We start from the raw sequence: 22760 nt of genomic DNA on the forward strand, positions 1-22760 counted from the left end.
CGGTCGGCATCAGGCGCCGCCCTCGCCGCGGGACAGCCCCGGCCGGGTGATGCCGAGGTCGTTGGTGATGAAGTCGAGCACCTCGGCCGCGGACGCGCCGCCCAGCCGTTCCTTCGCGGTCTCCCCGGCCGGCGGTGCCGGAAGCGTCGCGAGCAGGCCGCGCAGCCGTGCGGCGGCCTCGGCCCGTTCCGTGCCGCCGGCGTCCGCCAGCATCGACTCGATGGTGTCCAGCGTGTCCATCAGGTTCCCGGCTCCTTGTTCCTGGGTGCTGGGGCCGAGCTCACCGAGCAGGTGGTCGGCCAGCTTGTCCACGGACGGGTAGTCGAAGATCGCGGTCTGCGGGAGACGTCGTCCCGTCGCGGTGTTGAGGCGGTTGCGCAGCTCGACCGCGGTCAGCGAGTCGAAGCCGAGGTCGCTGAACGCGCGGTCCGCGTCCACGGCGGCCGGATCGCGGTGCCCGAGCACGATCGCGGCCTCGGCCCGGATCAGCGCGACCAGCGCCGGCCGGTCCATGATCGCGGCCGTGACCGGTGCGGACGGGACGCTGCGGCGCCGGGCCGGAACCAGCTTGGCCAGCAGCGGCGGCGCGTCACCCTGCCGCAGTTGCCGCAGGTCCAGCCCCAGAGCCACGAACATCGCATCGGGGTACGCCAGCGCCCGGTCCAGCAACGCCAGCCCCTGCGCGGTGCTCAACGCCCGCATCCCGTCGCCCATCCGCCGGACGTCGTTGCCGGTCAGCCCGGACGTGAGCCCGGTGCGGTCCGCCCAGAGCCCCCAGGCCAGCGACAGCCCCGGCAGCCCCCGGTCGCGACGGTGCCGGGCGAGCGCGTCGAGGAAGACGTTCGCGGCCGCGTACCCGGCCTGTCCGGCGCCGCCGAGCGTGCCGGACGCGGAGGAGAAGAGCACGAACGCGGTCAGCGGCATCCCGGCGGTCAGCTCGTGCAGGTGCCAGGCCGCGTCCGCCTTGGGGCGCAGCACGGTGCCGATCCGGTCCGGCGTGAGCGCGTCCAGCACGCCGTCGTCGAGGCCGCCCGCGGTGTGCACGACCGCGGTCAGCGGCACCCCGTCGAGCGCGTGCGCGAGCTGGTCCCGGTCGGAGACGTCGCAGGCCACGATCGTGACCCGCGTGCCCAGCTCCGCCCGCAGCGCGGCCGCGCCCTCGGCCCGCTCGCCGCCGCGGGAGAGCAGCAGGAGGTGGCGGGCGCCGAGCGCGGCGACGTGCCGGGCCACGTGCGCGCCGAGTCCGCCGGTCCCGCCGGTGATCAGCACGGTGCCGTCGCCCGGGTCGAACGCGGCCGGGACCGTGAGCACGATCTTGCCGGTGGTCCGGCCCGCGCCCAGCAGCCGCATCGGCTCCCGGGCCTGCCGGATGTCCCAGGTGCGGACCGGCAGCGGGCGCAGCACGTCCCGCCGGAACAGGTCCATCAGCTCGGCCAGCATCTGCCGGACCCGGTCCGGTCCGGCGGACGTGATCAGCTCGAACTGCCGGTAGGCGACGCCGGGGTGGGCGGCGCGGACGTCGTCCGGGTCACGCACGTCGGTGCGGCCCAGCTCGACGAACGTGCCGCCGCGGGGCAGCAGTCGCAGCGACGCGTCCACGTACGCGCCGGCCAGCGCGTTGAGCACCACGTCGACGCCGCGGCCGCCGGTGCGGTCCAGGAACTGCGGCGCGAAGTCCAGCGTGCGGGAGGAGGCGAGCCGGTCGCGGGGCACGCCGGTGGTGTCCCATTTGCCGGGGCTCGCGGTCGCGAACACGTCGGCGCCGAGGTGGCGGGCGATCTGCACCGCGGCCATGCCGACTCCACCGGCGGCGGCGTGGACCAGCAGTGACTGGCCGGGGCGCAGGCCGGCCAGGTCGGTCAGCGCGTGGTAGGCGGTCAGGAACACGACCGGCACGGACGCCGCGGTCTCGAAGGACCACTCCGGGGGTACGGCCGTGATCATCCGATGGTCGGCCGTGGCGACGGACCCGAACGCGTCCGTGAACAGGCCGCACACCCGGTCGCCGACGGCCAGGCCGGACACGCCGGGGCCGACCTCGGTGACCACGCCCGCGCCCTCCGCGCCGAGCCGGGTCTCGCCGGGGTACATGCCGAGCGTCATCAGCACGTCGCGGAAGTTGACGCCGGCCGCGCGCACGCCGATCCGCACCTGGCCCTCGGTCAGCGGGGTCGTCGCGTCGGGCGCGGGCAGCAGGTCCAGGTTCTCCAGCGTGCCGGTCTGCGCGGCCGTGAGCCGCCAGGGCAGGTCGCCGGCCGGGAGGGGCAGGCTGTCGCCGCTCTCGGCGCGGGAGAGGCGGGGCGCGTAGAGCGTGCCGTCGCGGACCGCGACCTGGGCCGGCCCGGACGCGATCGCGGCGGCCAGCGTCCCGCCGAGGTCGCGGTCCGGCTCGCCGTCCAGGCTCAGGTCCAGGTCGACGAGCGTGATCCGGCCCGGGTTCTCGGTCTGGGCGGTGCGCACCAGGCCCCACACGGGCGCTTGGGAGAGTTCGGGCGTACCCGTGAAGACTGCTTTTCGGGTCACGACGACCAGCCGTGAGGAAGCCAGCGCGTCCTCGCGCAGCCACGCCTGAAGGTGGTGCAGCACGTGCCCGAGCCGGGCGCGGACCTGCGCGGGCACCGGTCCGTCGTCGCCCGCGGGCACCGGCAGCAGCACCACCTCCGGCAGCGGCGTTCCTGCGGCGAGCAGCGCGTCGACCGACGGATAGGCGGGCACCCCCGGGACGTCTCCGGCGATCGACGCCCAGCGGCCGGGTCCGGCAGCGACCGACGGCTGCTCCGTCCACTCCAGACGCAGCAGCGTGGCCGCGCCGAGCGCCGTCTCCTGGCGTCCGAGCTGCCCGGCGTCCACCGGCCGGGTCACCAGCGCGTCGACGCGGATCACCTCGGCCCCGGCCTGATCCGTGGCACGCACCGAGATCGCGTCCGGCCCGGCCGGTGCGATGCGCACGCGCAGCACGCTCGCCTGCCGGGCGAACAGCGTCACGCCGGTCCACGCGAACGGCAGGTGCGTCTCGGTCTCGCCCAGCGCGGCCGCGTGCAGCGCCGCGTCGAGCAACGCCGGATGGATGCCGAACGTGTCGGTCTCCCCCGGCTCCGGCCGGCTCACCTCCGCGAACGTCTCGTCCCCGCGCCGCCACATCCGGCGCAGCCCGCGGAACGCCGGGCCGTACTCCAGACCCAGATCGGCGAGCAGCGGGTACGCCTGCGCGACGTCCACCTCGTCCGCGCCGGCCGGGGGCCAGACCGCGTCCCGCGGCGCCTCCGCCACGTCCCGCCCGTTGAGCCTGCCGGTCGCATGCCGGGTCCACACCGGACCGTTCGGATGCTCCGGGCTGGAGTGGATCGCGACCGTGCAGGTCCCGTCCTGTGCCGGCCCGACCACGACCTGCACCAGCACCGCGCCGGTCTCGGGCAGGATCAGCGGCCGGGTCAGCGCCAGCTCGTCCAGCCGTGGCATCGCCACCTCGTCGCCGGCCCGCAACGCCATCTCGGCGAACGCGGTGCCGGGCAGCAGCGCGACGCCGCGTACCCGATGGTCGGCCAGCCACGGGTGGGTGCCGAGCGAGATCCGCCCGGTGAGCACGTATCCCTGCCCGTCCGCGAGCACGAGCGCGGCGCCGAGCAGCGGATGTTCCGTGGCTGCCAGCCCGGCCGTGCTGACGTCCGTGCGCCCCGGCGTGATCTCGGGCCAGAACCGCTGCCGGTCGAACGCGTAGGTCGGCAGCGCCACCCGGCGGCCGCGTACCCAGGTCTGCCACCGCACGGGCGCGCCGGCGACGAACGCCTCCGCGGCCGAGGTCATCAGCCGGTCGAGCCCGCCGTCGTCGCGGCGCAGCGTGCCGAGGCTCGTCGCGTCCGAGGCCAGCCGGTCGCAGGTCTCCTGGATCGCCATGCTCAGCACCGGGTGCGGGCTGACCTCGATCAGGATGCGGCTGCCGAGCCCGAGCAGCGTGGTGGTCGCGGTCTCGAACTCCACGGTCTGCCGGAGGTTGCGGTACCAGTAGCCGGCGTCGAGCCCGGCCGTGTCCAGCAGCTCGCCGGTCACGGACGACACGAACGGGATCCGCCCGCTCCGGGGCCGGACCGGCTCCAGCGCCTGCAGCAGCTCCGGTGCGATGCGTTCCACGTGGGCGGAGTGGGACGCGTAGTCGACGGTGATCCGGCGCACGCGTACGTCCGGCTCCCAGGCGGCCTGCAGCCGGTCGAGCGCGTCACCGTCGCCGGAGACCACGGTCGAGGAGGGTCCGTTGACCGCGGCCACGGACAGCCCGGGATAGTCGGCGAGCAGCTCCCGGACGCGCCCGGCCGGCAGCGCCACCGACACCATGCCGCCGTCGCCGGACAGTACGGTCAGCGCCCTGCTCCGCAACGCCACCACGCGGGCCGCGTCCTGCAGCGTCAGCGCACCGGCGACGCAGGCGGCCGCGATCTCGCCCTGGCTGTGCCCGGTCACGTACGCGGGCGTCACGCCCAGCGACTCCCAGACCGCGGCCAGCGACACCATCACGGCCCACGACACCGGCTGCACCACATCCACCCGATCCAGCGGCAGATCCACGTCCAGCACCGAGAAGCCGACGAACCGCCCGGCGCGGAGACGCCGTCCGCCAGCGCGGACAGGCCCGCGAGCAGCTCGTCCCGGTCGCGGCCCAGCACGACCGCGCGATGGGTGAACAGCGCGCGCTCGGTCAGCAGCGACGAGGCGACGTCGGCCGCGGCCAGGTCGTCCGTCAGGTGGGCGCGCAGGCGGCCGGCCTGGGCGCGCACCGCGGGCGCGGTCTTCGCGGACAGCACCCACGGGACGACCGCCATGGGATCAGCGGGCTCGGGCACGGGTTCCGGCGACGGCTGTTCGAGGATGACGTGGGCGTTGGTGCCGCTCACGCCGAACGACGAGATGCCGGCCCGGCGCGGGCGGCCGGTGCCGGGCCAGGCGGCGGCCTCGGTCAGCAGCGAGACCGCGCCGGACGCCCAGTCCACGTGCGCGGACGGCGCGTCGACGTGCAGCGTCTTCGGGGCGATGCCGTGGCGCATGGCCAGCACCATCTTGATCACGCCGGCGACGCCGGCGGCCGCCTGGGTGTGGCCGATGTTCGACTTCAGCGAGCCGAGCAACACCGGGGTGTCGCGGTCCTGGCCGTACGTGGCGAGCAGCGCCTGCGCCTCGATCGGGTCGCCGAGCTGGGTGCCGGTGCCGTGCGCCTCCACCACGTCGACGTCCGCGGCGGTGAGCCCGGCGTTCGCCAGCGCCTGGCCGATCACGCGCTGCTGGGACGGGCCGTTCGGCGCGGTCAGCCCGTTGGACGCGCCGTCCTGGTTCATGGCGGAGCCGCGTACCACGGCGAGGACCCGATGGCCGTTGCGGCGGGCGTCGGAGAGGCGCTCGACCACGACCATGCCGACGCCCTCGGCCCAGCCGGTGCCGTCGGCCGCGGACGCGAACGCCTTGCAGCGCCCGTCCGCGGACAGGCCACGCTGCCGGGAGAACTCGACGAACACGTCCGGCGAGGACAGCACCGTGACGCCGCCGGCCAGGGCCAGCGTGCTCTCCCCGGACCGCAGCGACTGCGCGGCCAGGTGCAGCGAGACCAGCGAGGACGAGCAGGCGGTGTCGATGGTGACCGCGGGGCCTTCGAGGCCGAGCGCGTAGGCGACCCGGCCGGAGATGACGCTGCCCGCGCCGCCGATCAGCCCGAATCCCTCCGACTCGGCGGCGCCGGTCAGCGTGGCGTACTCGTGGTACATCGCGCCGGCGAAGACGCCGGTGCTGGTGCCCTTCAGCGTGTGCGGGTCGATGCCGGCGTCCTCCAGCGCCTCCCACGACGTCTCCAGCAGCAGGCGTTGCTGCGGGTCCATGGCGACGGCCTCGCGCGGTGAGATGCCGAAGAAGCCGGCGTCGAAGTCCGCCGCGCCGGTCAGGAATCCGCCGTGCCGGGTGTAGGACGTGCCGGTGTGCTCCGGGTCCGGGTCGTAGAGCGCGTCGAGGTCCCAGCCGCGGTCCTCGGGGAACCCGCCGATCGCGTCCGTGCCGTCCGCGACGAGCCGCCACAGGTCGTCCGGGGAGGAGACGCCGCCGGGCAGCCGGCAGCTCATGCCCACGATGACGATCGGGTCGTCGTCGGTCGCGGCGTTCCTCGTGGCCTCAGGCCGGGCCTGAGGGACACCGATCAGTTCGCCGCGCAGGAACTCCGCGAGCGCGGCCGGCGTCGGGTGGTCGAAGATCATCGTTGCGGGCAGCCGGGTGCCGGTCGCGGCCGTCAGCCGGTTGCGCAGGTCGACCGCGGTCAGCGAGTCGAACCCGATCTCCTTGAACGACCTGCCCGCCTGCACGGATGCGCCGCCGCCGTGCCCGAGCACGGTGGCGACCTCGCCGCGCACGATCTCCAGCACCGCCTCGGCCTGCGCGTCCTCGGCGAGCCCGGCCAGCCGGCGGGCCAGCGGGTCGCCCGCACCCGTTCCGGCGCGGGCCTTCTGCCGGACCGGCCCGCGCACCAGCCCGCGCAGCACCGGATGCACCGCGCCCGACGCACGCGCCGCTTCAAGATCCAAAGGCGAGACCACGACCATCGGCCGGTACGTCCCGAGCGCGGAATCCAGCAGCGCGGGCCCGTCCGCGGTGGCGATCCGGCGCAGTCCGGTGCGGCGCAGCCGTTCCACGTCCGCGTCGCTCATGTGCCCGGTCATGCCGCTGCTCTGCTCCCACAGCCCCCACACGATCGAGGTGGCCGGCAGCCCCAGATCCGCGCGGTGCCGGGCGAGCGCGTCCAGGACCGTGTTCGCGGCCGCGTAGTTGGCCTGCCCCGGGCTGCCGATCACGCCGGACAGCGACGAGAACAGCACGAACGCGTCCAGGTCGCCGGTCAGCTCGTGCAGGTGCCAGGCCGCGTCGGCCTTGGGCCGCAGCACGTCCGCCAGCCGGTCCGGCGTGAGGTCCGCGGTCAGGCCGTCGTCGAGCACGCCCGCGGCGTGCAGCACCACCGTCAGGTCCGGGATGTCCCGGAGCAGCGCGGCCACGGCGTCCCGGTCCGACACGTCGCAGGCGACGATCGAGACCTCGGCGCCGAGCGCGGTCAGTTCGGCCGCGAGCGCGGTCGCGCCCGGCGCGTCCGGCCCACGGCGGCTGGTCAGCACCAGCGTGGTCACGTCGTGCGCGGTGACCAGGTGCCGGGCGAACGTGGCGCCGAGCAGACCGGTCCCGCCGGTGATCAGCGCGGTGCCGCGCAGCCGCCGGGGCGCGGTCGTGGTCACCCGGGCCAGGCGCGGTGCCCAGGCCCGGCCGTCACGGACGCGGACCTCCGGCTCGCCGGACGCGACGATCGCGGCCAGCACGGTCTCGTCGTCCACGTCGGCCAGCACGAACCTGCCCGGGTGCTCGGACTGGGCGGCGCGCACCAGGCCGTGCACGGCGGCGGCGCCCGGCTCGGCATCGGTGCGGATGACCAGCGGGGTTCCGGACTCCGCGCGCAGCCGGTCCTGGACGACCCGGAGCGCGCGTGCCGCCTGCGCGTGGACCGTGCCGACGACCGGCCCGGCCGGTGCGCGGAAGTCCGCGACCTCGCACGACGTGTCCGCGGGCTCGGGCAGGGTGATCGGCGTCCACTCGACGTCGTACAGGTCGTCCGCGCTGCGCCGGACCGCGTCGACCGGGCGCATCGCCACCGCGTCCACGGTCATCACGGGCGCGCCGTCGAGGTCGGCGAGCCGCAGCGACACCGTGTCGTCGGTCGTCGCGACCATGTCGATCCGCAGCGCGGACGCGCCGGCGGCGTGCAGGCGCACACCGCGCCAGGCGAACAGCGCACGCGGACCGGTCGCGCCGGGCCGGTCCGAGAACACGGAGGCGTGCAGCGCGGCGTCGAGCAGCGCCGGGTGCAGGCCGAACGCGGATCCGTCCGCGGCCTCGGGCAGCGCGGCCTCGGCGAACAGGTGCTCGCCGTACCGCCAGGCGGTGTGCAGGTTCTGGAAGGCCGGGCCGTAGCCGTGGCCCTGGGCGGCCAGCCGCGCGTAGAGGTCGTCGACCGGCTGCGGCTCACCGGCGGGTGGTGGCCAGGCCGTGAGGTCGAACCCGGCGCCGGCGGTGTCGGTGCCGAGGCTGCCCTCGGCGTGCAGCGTCCACGGCGTACCGTCGCTGTCCGGCCGTGAATGGATCGTGACGGCCCGGCGTCCGGCGTCCTCCGGCGGGCCGAGGGACACCTGCACCACGACTGCGCCGCGCGACGGCAGCACCAGCGGCGTGCGCAGGATCAGCTCCTCCAGGACCGTGCTGCCGCACTCGTCGCCGGCCCGGATCGCCATCTCGACCATGGCCGCGCCGGGCAGCAGGACCGTGTCCAGCAGCGCGTGATCGGCCAGCCAGGGGTGGGTGGACAGGCCGATCCGGCCGGTGAACACGATCTGGCCGGTCGCGGCGAGGTGGACGGGCGCGCCGAGCAGCGGGTGGCCTGACCGGCTCGCGGCCGACGTTCTGCTCATCCAGTAGCGGCGGCGCTGGAACGCATAGGTGGGCAGGTCGACGCGGGTCGCGCCGGTGCCGGCGAACACGCCGGGCCAGTCGACGGGCACGCCGCGCACGAACAGCTCGGCGGCGGACCGCAGGACGCGCGCGAGGCCGCCCTCGTCGCGGCGCAGCGTCCCGGTCGCCAGGCCGGAGCCGGTCGTCTCCTCCAGGATGTCCTGGAGGCTCATGGTGAGCACCGGGTGCGGGCTGACCTCCAGGAACGCCTGTCCGGCCGCCATCGCGGCGACGACCGGCGCGAACAGCACGGTCTGGCGCAGGTTGGTGTACCAGTACTCCGCGTCCATCACCGCCGTGTCGATCAGGCCACCGGTGACGGTCGAGTGGAACGGCACGTCGCTGCCGCGCGGCGTGATCGGGGCGAGCAAGGCCAGCAACTCGTCACGGATCGCCTCCACGTGCGCGGAGTGCGACGCGTAATCGACGGGAATCCGCTTCGCACGATCGAACTCGCGCAGAATCCTGTCCAGGGCGGCGACGTCGCCGGACACGACCGTGGTCGACGGACCGTTCACGGCGGCGACCGACACGTCCGGCCAGCGCTGTTCGACCTCGGCGCGCGGCAACGGGACCGAAACCATGCCACCACGACCCGCAAGACGCAGCAAAGCCCTGCTGCGCAATGCGACCACACGCGCGGCGTCCTGAATGGACAGTGCGCCAGAGACGCAGGCCGCGGCGATCTCACCCTGCGAATGGCCGACCACCGCCGACGGCGTCACGCCGAGCGACCTCCACAGCGCGGCCAGCGACACCATCACGGACCACAGCACCGGCTGCACCACGTCGACCCGATCGAAGCCGTCGGCGTTACGGACCACATCGAGCAGCGACCAGTCCGTGTACGGCGCCAGCGCGTCCGCGCACTCGGCCATCCGCGCGGCGAACACCGGGGACGAGTCCAGCAGCTCGACGGCCATGCCGGCCCACTGCGAACCCTGGCCGGGGAACACGAACACCACGTCGCCGCCGAGGTCCGCGACGCCGGTCACGGGCTCGGCCAGGGATCCGATCCCGACCGCGCGGTGCGCGAACAGCGTGCGCGTGGTGGCCAGCGAGAACGCGACGTCCAGCGGGTCGCCCTCGGACGGGATCCGCGCGATCTGGTCCCGCAGCGCCTCCGGCGACTTCGCCGAGATCACCCAGGGGATCACCGGCGGCGGCGCGCTCACGGCGGCCGCTGGATCGGCGTGGGGTGCCTCTTCGAGGATCGCGTGCACGTTCGTGCCGCTGACGCCGAAGGACGAGACCGCGGCCCGGCGGGTACGGTCCGCGGGCCACGCGCGCGCCTCGGTCAGCAGCGAGACCGCGCCCGCGGACCAGTCCACCAGCGGCGTCGGCGCGTCCACGTGCAGCGTCTTCGGCATCGTGCCGTGGCGCATCGCCATCACGGCCTTGATCACGCCGCCGACACCGGCCGCGGCGGACGCGTGGCCGAGGTTCGACTTCAGCGAGCCGAGCCAGGCCGGCTCCGCCCGGTCCTGTCCGTAGGTCTGCACGAGCGCCTGCGCCTCGATCGGGTCGCCGAGCGTCGTACCGGTGCCGTGCGCCTCGATCAGGTCCACATCGGAGGGTTGCAGTCCGGCGTTGGCCAGCGCCTGCCGGATCACCCGCTGCTGCGCCGGGCCGTTCGGCGCGGACAGGCCGTTGGACGCGCCGTCCTGGTTAGCCGCCGAGCCGCGCAGGACCGCCAGCACCGGGTGCCCGTGCCGTTGCGCGTCGGAGAGCCGTTCCAGCACGACCAGGCCCGCGCCCTCGGACCAGCCGATGCCGTCCGCGGCCGCGGCGAACGCCTTGGACCGGCCGTCCACGGACAGGCCACGCTGCCGGGAGAACTCCACGAACAGGAACGGCGAGCCCATCACGGTCGCGCCACCGGCCAGCGCCAGCGACGACTCGCCGGAGCGCAGCGACTGCGCGGCCAGGTGGATCGCCAGCAGCGACGACGAGCACGCGGTGTCGACCGTGATCGCCGGGCCCTCCAGGCCGAGCGAGTACGCGATCCGGCCGGACGCGACCGCGCCGAGACTGCCGGTCAGGTAGTAGCCCTCGGACTCCGGCGGGCCGCCGTCCGCGCCGACGTAGGTCTGCCCGGCGATGCCGGTGAACACGCCGGTGCTGCTGCCGCGCAACGTCTCCGGGTCGATGCCGGCGCGTTCGACGGCCTCCCACGCGGTCTCCAGCAGCAGCCGCTGCTGCGGGTCCATCGCCACGGCCTCGCGCGGCGAGATCCCGAAGAACTCGGCGTCGAACGCGGCCGCGTCCAGGAAACCGCCGGACCGCGCGTAGGACGTGCCGGGGTGGGCCGGGTCCGGGTGGTAGAGCGCGTCGGCATCCCAGCCGCGGTCGGCCGGCCAGTCCGAGATGACGTCCGTGCCGTCGGCGACCAGCCGCCACAGATCCTCGGGCGAGGCGACGCCGCCCGGATAGCGGCAGGCCATGCCGACGATGACGATCGGGTCGTCGGTCTGCACGGCCGCCGCCTCGACCGCGTCATCGCTGTCCGTCTCGCCGAGGAGTTCCGCGCGCAGGAACGCGGCGAGCGCGGCCGGCGTCGGGTAGTCGAAGATCATCGTCGCGGGCAGCGGGACGCCGGTCCGCACGGACAGCCGGTTGCGCAGGTCGACCGCGGTCAGCGAGTCGAAGCCGAGCTCCTGAAAACGGCGGTCCACCCGGATCGCGGCCCCGCCGGCGTGGCCGAGCACGGTCGCGGCCACACCGCGTACCAGCTCCAGCAGCTCCCGGGTCTGATCCGCCTCGGACAGCGCGGCCAGCCGGCTCACCGGCGTGGACTGCTCCGGCGTGCCCCGGACCAGGTCGCGCAGCACGGACGGGATCGCGCCACTGGCCCGCACCGCGGCCACGTCCAGCGGCGCGGCCACCACCGCGGTCCGGCCCCAGGCCGCGTCCAGCAGCGCGACACCCTGGGCGGGCGCGATCCGCCGGAAACCGCTGCGCCGGTAGCGGGCCCAGTCGTCGATGCCCCAGCCCGCGTTGACGCCGCCGTCCACGTTCCAGGCGCCCCAGGCTATCGAGGTCGCGGGCAGGCCCTCCGCGGCGCGGTGCAGGGCGAGCGCGTCCAGGAAGGCACTCGCGGCGGCCTGGTTGCCCTGGCCCGCGCTGCCGAACGTGCCGGTCGAGGACGAGAACAGCACGAACGCGTCCAGATCGCGGTCCTTCGTCAGCTCGTGCAGGCGCCAGGCGGTGTCGGCCGTGGACCGCAGCACGTCCGCGAGCTGCTCCTCCGTCATGGCGGAGAGCAGGCTGTCGTCGGTGGTGCCCGCGGCGTGCACGACCGCGGAGAGGTCGGGGATGCCGTCGAGGATGCTCTCCAGCCGGTCCCGGTCCGCGCGTCCGACCTGCACGATCCGGTCGGTGCCCAGGTGGGCGGCCACGATCCGGCCGAGCGCGCCGGTTCCGCCGGCGACCAGCACCGTACCCCGTGGATCGACCGGTTGTGGTCGTGACGCCGCGACGCGTACCAGCCGCGGGACCTCGGCCCTGCCCGCCCGGATCCTGACCTCCGGCTCGCCGGAGCGGACCGCGGCGGCCACCAGCGCCTCCGACGCGGGATCGTCGTCCAGCGCGGCCAGCCCGATCCGCCCCGGGTACTCCAGCTGCGCCGACCGCACCAGACCGTTGACCGCCGCAGAAGCAAGATCCAGACCGGCGAGCACGAGGAGGTACGCCGCCGGCGGCGTCCGCAACGCCGCCAGCGCACGCCGGGTCTTCTCGTGCACGTCGGCGACGACGTCGTCCGTGTGCCCGCGCAGGTCCAGCGTCTCGAAGGCGGTGCCGGCACCCGTCGCGGTCAGCGGGAACGGCACCCAGACGGCCTCGAACAGCGCGTTGTCCGGCGTGGCCAGTTCGTCGTCGGTGAGCGGCCGCAGCGCGAGGCGGCCGACGGTCAGCACCGGGTCGCCGGTCGCGGAGGTGACGTGCACGGCCAGGTCCGGGGCGACGCAGATGCGCACGGTCTCGGCGCCGGAGGTGTGCAGCCGGACACCGTGCCATCCGGCGGCGGCCACGGCCTCGTCACGGGAGAGGGCGGCGGTGTGGACGAGCGCGTCCAGCAGCACGGGGTGCAGGCCGAAGCGCGCGGCCTGATCCGCGAGGCGCGCTTCCGCGAAGATCTGGCCGTTGTGCCGCCAGGCGGCGGCGAGGTGCTCGCCGGGGTCGACGGGCTGCGCACCGGCGGGCGGCCAGGTGCCGGTGGCCGGGGTGGTGGCGGCGGTGCTCTGGGCCGGCGTGCCGGCCATGCTCTGAGCCAGGGCGGCGTCCGCGCCCCGGGTCGCCGCGGCGGTCGCGTTCCCGGTCAGCGTGCCGGGCGCGCTCCCGGCCAGAGTGCCAGCAGTGCTTCCGATCAGCGTGCCGGTCGCGTTCTGGGTCGGCGTGCCGGCCACGCTCTGGGTCGAGGCGGCGGCCGCGCTCTCGGCCGGGGCGACGGCCACGTTCCGGGTCGGCGTGCCGACCACGCTCTCGGACAGACCGCCGGTCGCGCCCCGGGTCAGCGTGCCAGGCGTGCTCCCGGCCAGAGTGCCAGCCGTGCTCCTGGTCAGCGTGCCGGTCGCGTGGAGAGTCCAGATGCCGGTGGGCTCGTCCGGGCGGGAGTGCACGGTGAGCGGGCGGCGGCCTGCGTCGTCGGCCGCACCGACCGCGACCTGCACCTGGAGGCGGCCCAGGGCGGGCAGAAGCATCGGCGTGGACAGGGCCAGCGTTTCCAGCGTGGTGGTCCCCGCCTCGGCACCGGCGGTTCCGACCTCAGCGCGGGCAGCCCCAGCGGCCCCGACCTCAGCGCCGGCGGCACTGGCGATTCCGGCCTCAGCGCCGGCGGCACTGGCGATTCCGACCCCAACGCCGGCGCCACTGGCGATCCCCACCCCAACGCCGGCGCCACTGGCGATCCCCACCCCAACGCCGGCGCCACTGGCGATCCCCACGCGAGCCACGGGTGCGTGGTGCGGGAGACGCGGCTGGTGAACAGGATCTGGTCGGTGCCGGCGACGTGCACGGGCGCGCCGAGCAGCGGGTGGTCGGCGGAGGCGTCGAGCGCGGACGCCGTGTTGAGCCAGTAGCGGTCGCGCTGGAACGGGTAGGTCGGCAGATCCACGTGCATGGCGCCGGACCCGGCGAACGCGGCGGGCCAGTCGACGAGCACGCCGTGGGCGAACAACTCCCCGGCCGACCGGTAGAAGCGGCGCAGCCCGCCCTCGCCCCGGCGCAGCGTGCCGATGGCGGCACCGCGGCTGCCGTGGCCGGTCCCGTCGTTGCGGCCGCTCCGGTCGAGGATGTCCTGCACGCCGATGGTGAGTACCGGGTGCGGGCTGACCTCGACGAACGCCCTGCCGTCGGCCAGGGACTCGATGACCGGCTGGAAGAGCACGGTCTGGCGCAGGTTGGTGTACCAGTACTCCGCGTCCATCACCGCCGTGTCGATCAGGCCACCGGTCACCGTGGAATGGAACGGGACCTCGCCGCTCCGGGGTGTGATCGGGGCGAGCAGGGTCAGCAGCTCGTCGCGGATCTCCTCCACGTGCGCGGAGTGCGACGCGTAATCCACGGGAATCCGCTTCGCCCGATCGAACTCGCGCAGAATCCTGTCCAGGGCGGCGACGTCGCCGGAGACGACCGTGGTCGACGGGCCGTTCACGGCGGCGACCGAGACAGCCGGCCAGCGCTGTTCGACCTCGGCGCGCGGCAACGGGACCGAGACCATGCCACCACGACCCGCAAGACGCAGCAACGCCCTGCTGCGCAATGCGACCACACGCGCGGCGTCCTGAATGGACAGCACGCCCGCGACACAGGCCGCGGCAATCTCACCCTGCGAATGACCGACCACCGCCGACGGGGTGACGCCGAGCGACCTCCACAGCGCGGCCAGCGACACCATCACAGCCCACAGCACCGGCTGCACCACGTCGACCCGATCCAGGCCCTCGCCGCTGCGGATGATCTCCAGCAGCGACCAGTCCACGTGCGGCGCCAGCGCGTCGGCACACTCGGCCATCCGCGCGGCGAACACCGGGGACGAGTCCAGCAGCTCGACGGCCATGCCGGCCCACTGCGAGCCCTGGCCGGGGAACACGAACACGACGTCGTCGCGCTCCCCCGCGGCGGTCCGGGCCGGTTCGCGGCCTTCGGCCAGGTCGGTGAGGCGGGCGACGAGTTCGTCACGGTCGGCGCCGACGATGACGGCGCGGTGGTCGAAGCGGGCGCGACCGGAGGCCAGCGACCAGGCCACGTCGGCGGGGGCGGCGCCGTGGGAGAGCCGCTGTCGTACCCCCGTGGCCTGGTCCTTGAAGGCGGTGTCGTCGCGGGCGGACAGGACGAGCGGGAACACCGGCATCGAGACGGTACGGGCGGGACGGTCCGGGGCGGGGGCCTGCTCGATGATCACGTGGGCGTTGGTGCCGCTGATCCCGAACGAGGAGATGCCCGCCCGGCGCGGACGCCGGGACTCCCACGGGCGGGCCTGCGCGAGCAGCGCAACGGCGCCGGAGTCCCAGTCGGCGTGCGGGGACGGGGAGTCCACGTGCAGCGTGCGGGGCATGATGCCGTGCCGCATCGCCATGATCATTTTGATGACGCTAGCGACACCGGCGGCGGCCTGCGCATGGCCGATGTTGGACTTTAGCGAGCCCAGCCAGAGCGGCTCGGCACGGTCCTGGCCGTAGGTGGCCAGCAGCGCGTTCGCCTCGATCGGGTCGCCGAGCACGGTGCCGGTGCCGTGACCGTCCACCGCGTCGACGTCGGCCGGGGTCAGGCCCGCGCCGGTCAGGGCCGCGCGGATCACGCGTTCCTGGGCGCGGCCGTTCGGGGCGGTGAGGCCGTTCGAGGCGCCGTCCTGGTTGATCGCGCTGCCGCGGACCACGGCGAGCACCCGGTGGCCGCGGCGGCGGGCGTCGGAGAGGCGCTCGACCACGAGTACGCCCGCGCCCTCGGCCCAGCCGGTGCCGTCGGCGGACGCGGAGTAGGACTTGCAGCGACCGTCCGCGGCCAGGCCACGCTGCCTCGAGAACTCCAGGAAGATGCCGGGACGCGCCATGATCGAGACGCCGCCGGCCAGCGCCAGGTCGCAGTCGCCCTGGCGGAGCGCGTTCACGGCCTGGTGCAACGCGACCAGCGAGGACGAGCAGGCGGTGTCGACCGTTACCGCCGGCCCCTCCAGGCCGAGCGTGTAGGCGATCCTGCCGGACGCGACGCTGGCGGAGGTGCCGGTGAGCAGGAAGCCGTCGGCGCCGTTCGCGGGCTCGTGCAGCCGCGGTCCGTACTCCTGGGCCATCACGCCGGCGAACACGCCCGTGCGGCTGCCGCGCAGCGTGGCGGGGTCGATGCCGGCGTGTTCGAACGCCTCCCACGAGGTCTCCAGCAGCAGGCGTTGCTGCGGGTCCATGGCCAGGGCCTCGCGCGGCGCGATCCCGAAGAAGCCGGCGTCGAAGTCCGCCGCGCCGGCGAGGAAGCCGCCGTGCCGGGTGTAGGAGCGGCCGGGCTTTCCGGGGTCGGGGTCGTAGAGCGCGTCGACGTCCCAGCCACGGTCCTCGGGGAAGTCGCCGACCGCGTCCGTCTCGTCGAGGACGAGCTGCCACAGGTCGTCGGGCGAGGCCACGCCGCCGGGGAGCCGGCAGCTCATGCCGACGATCACGATGGGGTCGTCGGCGGGGGTGGAGATCGTGGCGGCGCGCGGGCCGGTCGTCGCGGCCGGGGATCGGTCCGCTTCCGCGGCCGTCGTCGCGGGCGGCGCCAGGACCGCGGTTGTGTCCGCGGCCGTCGTCCCGGGCGCCCCTGAAGCCGTGCCCGCGACTGCTCGCTCGTCCGCATGCGTCCCCGCAGCTGTCCGCGCGCGCTCCAGGCCAGCCCCCGTATCCGCGCTCGCGGCCCCGCCGTCGAACGAGCCGGCCGTGCCGGCCACTCGTGCGTTCACGTTCGCTGCCGTGTCCGCGGCCCTGTCCGCGCTCGCGCCGGACCTCAGGCCCGCTCTCCTGTCCGCGCCCGGATCCGCTCCCGCATTCGCGGCCGGCTTCGAGTCCGGGCCCGCGGTCCCGGTCGCGGTCGCGGTCCCGGTCCCGGTCGCGGTCCCGGTCGCGGTCCCGGTCGCGGTCCCGGTCGCGGTCGCGGCAAGGATGTGGTCGGCGACCTCGCGGGGTGTCGGGAAGTCGAAGACGAGGGTCGGGGGGAGGCGGACACCGGCGGCGGCCGACAGGCGGTTGCGCAGCTCCATGCCGTTCACCGAGTCGAAGCCGGCGTCCTTGAACGTCCTCGCCGGGTCGATCACGCCGGTGTCGGCATAGCCGAGGACGACGGCCGCGTGCTCCCGCACCATGCGCAGCAGGGCGTGTCGCCGGTCGCTCTCCCCCGGCCCGGCGAAGCGATCGCTTGGCCCGGCGGAACGATCGCTTGGCCCGGCGGAGCGATCACCCGGCCCCGCGAGGCCATCGCCCGGCCCGGCAAAGCCATCATCCGGCGCGACGTGACCGTCCATCAGCCTGACAGAGCGATCAGCCGGCCAGATGTGGCCATCGCCCGGCCGGGTAGAGCGATCACTGAGCCCGACGTGGCCATCACCCGGTCCGGCAGAGCGCCCACCGAGCCCGACGTGGTCATCGCCCTGTCCCGTGGAACGCCCATCCAGCCCGGCGGGATTCTCACCGAGTCCGGCGAGCGGCTCCGTCGCCGCGGGCTGCCGCATGCCCGCACCCTGTACCGCGTCCGTCTCGGCGCCCGTCAGCCAGAAGCGCTGCCGTGCGAAGGCGTAGGTCGGCAGCGCGATGCGGCGGCCGCCGGGCAGCAGCGAGTCCCAGGCGACGTCCGCGCCCGCGACGAAAGCCTCGGCCGCCGAGAGCACGACGCGGTCCAGCCCGCCGTCGTCACGGCGCAGCGTGCCGACCACCGCAGCCGACGACTCGCGGGATTCGAGCGTCTCCTGGAGCGCGATGCCGAGCACCGGATGCGAGCTGACCTCGATGATCACGTCCACGCCGCGGTCGAGCAGCGTAAGCGTGGCGTCCTGGAACTCGACCGTCCGGCGCAGGTTGCGGTACCAGTAGTCCGCGTCCAGTTCGGCCGTGTCCAGCAGGGCGCCGGTCACGGACGAGACGAACGGCACGTGGCCGGGCCGCGGCCGTACCGGCGAAAGGTCCTGGCGCAGTTGATCCTGGATGCGCTCCACGTGCGCGGAGTGGGAGGCGTAGTCGACGGCGATCTGCCGGACGCGTACTCCCTCCGCTGTCAGGGTTTCCCGCAGGGATTCCAGCTCGGCGGGATCACCGGACACGACGGTCGACCTCGGACCGTTGACCGCGGCCACCGAGAGATCGCCGGTCAGTCGCGCGCGCACGTCGGCGGCCGGGAGCGCGACCGAGGCCATCGCGCCGGTGCCGGCCAGCGCGAGCAGTGCCCTGCTGCGCAAGGCCACGATTCGCGCGCCGTCCTCCAGCGACAACGCGCCGGCCACGACCGCGGCGGCGATCTCGCCCTGGCTGTGCCCGGCCACGAAGCTCGGCTTCACGCCCAGCGACTCCCACACCGCGGCCAGCGACACCATCACGGCCCACGACACCGGCTGCACCACATCCACCCGATCCAGCGGCAGATCCACGTCCAGCACCGAGAAGCCGACGAACCGCGCAGCGCCGAGGCCGACCGGGCCGACAGCACCCACGGAACCACGGCCGGCGCGGGAGCCGGCGCCGGCCGTGCCTCCGCCGGTGCCTGTTCGAGGATCACGTGCGCGTTGGTGCCGCTGATACCGAACGAGGAGACGCCCGCGCGTCGCGGGCCGCCGGTCCGCGGCCAGGGTGCCGGCACGGTCGCCAGCGAGATCGACCCGCTGGACCAGTCGACCTGTGGCGTGGGCTCGTCCACGTGCAGCGTCGGCGGGACGATGCCGTGCCGCAGGGCCAGGACCGTCTTGATCACCCCGGCGATGCCGGCGGCGGCCTGGGTGTGGCCGATGTTCGACTTCACGGAGCCGAGCAACAGGGGAACGGCGCGTTCCCTGCCGTAGGCCGCGATCACCGCACGGGCCTCGATCGGGTCGCCCAGCCGGGTGCCGGTGCCGTGTGCCTCCAGCACGTCCACGTCGGCCCCGGTCAGGCCGGCGGCGGCGAGCGCGTCGCGGATGACCTGTTCCTGGGCGGCGCCGCTGGGCGCGGTCAGGCCGTGGGAGGCGCCGTCCTGGTTCACGGCGCTTCCGCGGACCACGGCGAGAATGCGATGTCCATTGTGCAGGGCATCGGACAATCGCTCGACCACCACAATGCCGATGCCCTCGGAAAAGGCGGTTCCGTCGGCGGCGGCGGCGAACGGTTTGCACCGCCCGTCCGCCGCCAGCCCGCCGATTCGGGAGAACTCGGCGAGGAACCTGGGCGTGGACATGACGGTTACTCCGCCGGCGAGCGCCAGCGTGGATTCGCCGGATCGTACCGATTGGACGGCCAGATGCAATGCCACTAGCGAAGAGGACTGAGCGGTGTCAATAGTGATGGCGGGACCGGTCAATCCGAGTGAATAGGCGACGCGACCCGAGATAACGCCTGCTGAGCCGCCGGTCAGCCCATATCCGGCGGTCTGGGCGAGCGTGAAAGAGGCGCCGTAATCGTGATGCATCGCACCGGCGAAGACACCCGTACGTGTCCCCTTCAACGCATCCGGGCTGATGCCGGCGTCTTCAAGCGCTTCCCAGCAACCTTCCAGCAACAGCCGTTGTTGCGGGTCCATCACCAGCGCCTCACGCGGCGAGATCCCGAAGAAACCGGCGTCGAAATCGGCCGCACCCTGCAGGAATCCGCCGGTCCCGGGCGGGGTCGCGGGGTCCCAGCCGCGGTCGGCGGGGAAGGCCCCGATCGCGTCCACACCGCCCGCCACCAGGTCCCACAACCCGGCCGGTGACGTCACCCCGCCGGGGAAACGGCAGCTCATCCCCACGATGACAACGGGATCCCCGCCCGCCGGCACGGACCCGTCGCTACCAATGGACATGAAGCGCCTCCTGTCGGAATACGACGTATTCGGTGACGGCGATCGGACGATCTGAAGCTCGGCCATTCACCAGCTTCAGCAGAAATGCACGATTCATCGGCCCGGCAGGGAGCAATCGCCGATCCAAGACCGGCAATACGACGCTATCCGGCCGCTCCAGAGATCGTCAACGGTCCCGCTCGTCCACAAGAGAGGACGGTTGTCCGGCGTCGCTTGTTGCCCTACGGTGTAAGCGCTTCCACTCCAGCCGCACATCACAGCCTGAGGCAGCACCCCGCCGCACGCCGTCCCCAGTGGTCAGAGAGGACACTCCACATGCGAGTACTGTTCGCTCCGTTCGACTATCCCACCCATTACCGGGTATTGACGCCGTTGGCGTGGGCGTTCCGGGCCGCCGGGCACGACGTTCTCGTCGCGTGCGGAGATGTGATGAGCGACACCGTTTCGAAGACCGGCATGGTGCACACCCTGGTCGGCGACGGATACGACACGTTCGCCGCCTATCAGGCCGTCGACACCGAGATCCGGGAGACGTTCGGCCGCAAGCTGACCACCGACGCGCTCGTCGGGCTCACCGCCGACGAGCAGCGGGAACTGCTCCGGATGATGTGGACGCCGTACGCGCGCTGTGCCGACGGCATGACCGACGACCTGGTCCGGCTCATCCGGGACTGGCGGGCCGACGTGGTGATCGCCGACCCGTGGGTCTACGCCGCGGTGCTTGCCACGCAGATCACCGGTGTGCCGCTGGTCCGGCACCTGCTCGGGCCGGACAACATGAGCCACATGGCCGCACCCGGCCAGAGCGGGCCGCACGGCGTCGATCCGCGCGTGATGTGGCCGTCGCCCTTCGTGGAACTCTTCGACAGGTACGGCGTCGAGGTGCGTGAGGAGTACGCGCAGGCGGTCGTCGACCCGGTCCCGGCCAGCATGCAGCTGGACTTCGACATCCACCGGTTCCGCACGCGGTTCGTGCCGTACAACGGCTCCGGCGAACGGCCGGCCTGGCTCGGCGTGCCACCGGACCGGCCCCGCGTCTGCGTGACCTGGGGGACGATGACCGGCGGGCTCACCAGCCAGCAGCGGTTCCTGCTGCCCGAGGTGGTGCGCGCCGTGGCCAAGCCCGGCCTCGAGGTGGTCCTCGCGATCACCCCGGCGGACGCGGAACGGCTCGGCGACCTCCCCGACGGCGTGCGCCTGGCTCCCCAGCTGCCCATCCACCTGCTGCTGCCGACCTGCGACGCGATCGTGCACCAGGGCGGCAGCGGGACGATCCTGACCGCGGCCGCGCACGGCGTCCCGCAGGTCAGCATCCCCGAGGTCGCGGACGAGCCGTTCAACGCCGCACGCCTGGCCGGCACCGGCGCGGGCGTGACCCTCACGCCGGATCAGGCGGCCGAGGCGGGCGACGTCGTGTCCGGGCTGCTCGGCGACAGTGAGCAGCGGCGGGCCGCGACCGCGCTGCGGGCGGAGATGTTCCGCATGCCCACGCCAGCCCAGACGGCCGCCGCGCTCGTCGATCTCCTCAGCGCGGGCGACCGTACCCCCGACGGATCTTGATCTTCAAAAACCTCGCGGGAACTTTTCGGCACGCGCGCGCGACTACGGGGCCGGAGGCTGCCGTCGATGCGGTGGCCTCCGCCGTCGCGCCGGAGATCGTGGGGACCGGTGTGGCGGCGGTCATCACCGGATACCGGCGCCCGCGCGCGCCACCGACCCTGACGAGGTAGAGCCGATGTCCGTCACCACCACCGCCGACACGCACCCCCCTCAACCCGCGGAACCGGCGCCGGCCGCCGCCCCACGCCGGGCGAACGGCAGCTCCGCGTTCGGCGCGCTGCTGCTGCGCCTGCACTTCTACGCCGGCATCCTGATCGCGCCGTTCCTGGTCGTCGCGGCCACCACCGGCCTGCTGTTCGTGTCCACGCCGACGCTGGACCGGATCATCTACTCCCAGGAACTGCTGGTCGACGACGCGAGCGGCGAGACGGTCCCGATCGGCGCACAGCTCGCCGCCGCGCGCGCCGCACACCCCGAAGGCACGATCACGGGGGTACGGGTGAAGGGCGGCGAATGGACGACGCACGTCGACTTCGCGGTGCCGGAGCTGGCCGCGGAGGAGAAGGTGCACACGGTCTACGTCAACCCGTACACCGGGGCGGTGACCGGGCAGCTGACCACCCAGTTCGGCTGGACGCCACTGCAGTCGTGGCTCGACGTCCTGCACCGCGACCTGCACCTCGGCACGATCGGCAACCTCTACTCGGAGCTGGCCGCGAGCTGGCTGTGGGTAATCGCGCTCGGTGGGATCGTGCTCTGGTGGCGCCGCCGCCGTGCCGTCCGGAAACTCTTCGCCCCGGAACTCTCCGCCAAGAAGGGCGTCCGGCGCACGCGCGGCTGGCACGGCGCGGTCGGCGCCTGGCTGCTCGTCGGCCTGCTCGGCCTGTCCGCCACCGGCCTGACCTGGTCGAACTATGCCGGGGCGAACTTCGGCCTGCTGATCGACCAGATCAAGGGCGGGACACCGTACGTCTCGACCGCGCTCACCTCCGCCCCGGCCGCCGAAGCCGGCGGACACCACGGCGGCGGCGCCGCCCCGGCCACCGGCGCGGACCCGGTCGGCATCGACATCGCGCTGCGCGTCGCCCGCGACAACGGCCTCTCCGGCCCGGTCTCGATCACCCCGCCCGCCGACGCGAACTCGGCCTGGACCGTCAGCCAGACCGACGCCGAACTGCCGAACCACCTGGACAGCGTCGCCGTCGACACCACCGCCGGCACGGTCGTCGACCGGGTGAACTTCGCCGACTGGCCGTTCACCGCGAAGCTCACCAGCTGGGGCATCAACGCCCACATGGGCATGCTGTTCGGCGTGGCCAACCAGCTGCTGCTCGCCGCCCTGGCGCTCGGCCTGCTGTGCGTCATCTTCTGGGGCTACCGCATGTGGTGGCAGCGCCGCCCCACCCGCGCCGACCGTCGCGCCCCGGTCGGCACCCTCCCCCCGCGCGTCGACTGGAGCACGGTCCCGGCCTGGGCGATCGTGACCGGCATCCTGGTCATCTTCGCGATCGGCTGGGCGCTGCCGCTCCTCGGCATCCCGCTGGCCGCCTTCATCATCATCGACGCGCTCCTGGGTGCCCGCCGCCCTCGCCCGGTCTCACCGCCTCACGCGGGCAGCTGACCCTCGCGTACCGGGCCTGTCCGGGGCCCGGTACGCCCTCTTTCATGCCGCTCGTGGATCGGACCGAGGCTCTCCGCGCGCA

Annotated in this window: 4 protein-coding genes and 2 pseudogenes; 2 read left to right on the forward strand and 4 right to left on the reverse strand. The window is 74.0% G+C overall.

What is annotated here, in order from left to right; genetic code table 11:
* Positions 1–9: 9 nt before the first annotated feature.
* The 4 genes and pseudogenes from OP04_RS48680 to OP04_RS55955 form a co-directional block, all read right to left on the reverse strand.
* Positions 10–4560, reverse strand: a complete 4551-nt coding sequence (locus tag OP04_RS48680) for an SDR family NAD(P)-dependent oxidoreductase (RefSeq protein ID WP_157240726.1) — start codon at positions 4558–4560, stop codon at positions 10–12.
* Positions 4506–13214, reverse strand: a complete 8709-nt coding sequence (locus tag OP04_RS50370; protein WP_157240728.1) for a type I polyketide synthase — start codon at positions 13212–13214, stop codon at positions 4506–4508. Before OP04_RS50370 ends, OP04_RS48680 begins: the two co-directional genes overlap by 55 nt.
* Before the next feature lie 242 nt (positions 13215–13456).
* A pseudogene (locus tag OP04_RS55950) lies at positions 13457–18178 on the reverse strand (acyltransferase domain-containing protein); the annotation flags it as partial.
* A pseudogene (locus OP04_RS55955) lies at positions 18145–19548 on the reverse strand (type I polyketide synthase); the annotation flags it as partial. The pseudogenes OP04_RS55950 and OP04_RS55955, both read right to left, overlap by 34 nt.
* A 264-nt stretch (positions 19549–19812) precedes the next feature.
* Here OP04_RS55955 and OP04_RS33840 point away from each other — a divergent pair.
* On the forward strand, positions 19813–21057 hold the full coding sequence (locus OP04_RS33840; RefSeq protein WP_332309699.1) for a nucleotide disphospho-sugar-binding domain-containing protein: 1245 nt from the start codon (positions 19813–19815) through the stop codon (positions 21055–21057).
* 175 nt (positions 21058–21232) lie between these two features.
* Complete coding sequence (locus tag OP04_RS33845) at positions 21233–22678, forward strand: PepSY-associated TM helix domain-containing protein (protein WP_033344005.1); 1446 nt, start codon at positions 21233–21235, stop codon at positions 22676–22678.
* Positions 22679–22760: the final 82 nt, after the last annotated feature.

The sequence above is a fragment of the Catenuloplanes japonicus genome, assembly GCF_000717135.1.
In the GTDB taxonomy this organism is placed as follows: Bacteria; Actinomycetota; Actinomycetes; order Mycobacteriales; family Micromonosporaceae; genus Catenuloplanes; species Catenuloplanes japonicus.